At 48.8% G+C, this 849-nt stretch carries 1 protein-coding gene; it reads right to left on the reverse strand.

Translation table 11 applies throughout. From position 1 onward, the window contains the following. On the reverse strand, positions 1-849 hold an 849-nt coding region (gene pta, locus AB4653_RS27415), incomplete at both ends, for a phosphate acetyltransferase (RefSeq protein WP_372105818.1).

The raw sequence follows: 849 nt of genomic DNA on the forward strand, positions 1-849 counted from the left end.
TAGCGATTTCAGCAAGCTGTTCAGCTGTTGGATCTGGGTTGATCGCACAGTCACCGTATACAAGAACTTGATCAGGCAGAAGCATGAAGAAGATTGAAGATACGATAGAAGCATCAGGAGCAGTCTTGATGATCTGGAACGGAGGAACGATAGTGTTCGCCGTTGTGTGAACAGCACCAGAAACTAGGCCGTCAACTTCGCCAGCTTCAAGCATCATAGTACCTAGGAATACTGAGTCTTCTAGCTTCTCACGAGCAACAACTTCAGTCATACCTTTAGCGCCACGAAGTTCTACTAGACGAGCTACGTAGTTTTCGCGAACTGATGCAGAATCGATGATCTCAACGCCAGCGCCAAGCTCAACACCTTGCTGTGCTGCAACGCGACGGATTTCTTCAGGGTTACCTAGAAGTACACACGTTGCGATACCGCGCTCTGCACAGATAGCCGCAGCTTTAACTGTACGTGGCTCGTCACCTTCAGGAAGAACGATGCGCTTAGCCGCTTTACGAGCAAATTCAGTTAGCTGGTAACGGAATGCTGGTGGGCTTAGACGACGGATGCCTTGAGTACCTTCAGATAGAGAATCAATCCAAGGGCCATCAATGTGGCTTGCAACGTGATCGTTAACGAACTCGATACGCTCTTTATCGTCTGCAGGAACTTCTAGGTTGAAGCTCTGTAGGTTTAGAGACGTCTGCCAAGTGTTACCTTGAGCTTTGAAGATCGGTAGACCTGAAGCGAATGCTGGTGCACAAAGGTTAGCAATACTTTCTGGAATGTCGTAACCGCCAGTCAGTAGGATTGCGCCAATCTCAACACCGTTTTTCGCAGCAAGAGCCGCAGCAA

The organism is Vibrio sp. 10N.222.48.A3 (assembly GCF_041475345.1).
Taxonomy (GTDB): domain Bacteria; phylum Pseudomonadota; class Gammaproteobacteria; order Enterobacterales; family Vibrionaceae; genus Vibrio; species Vibrio tasmaniensis_A.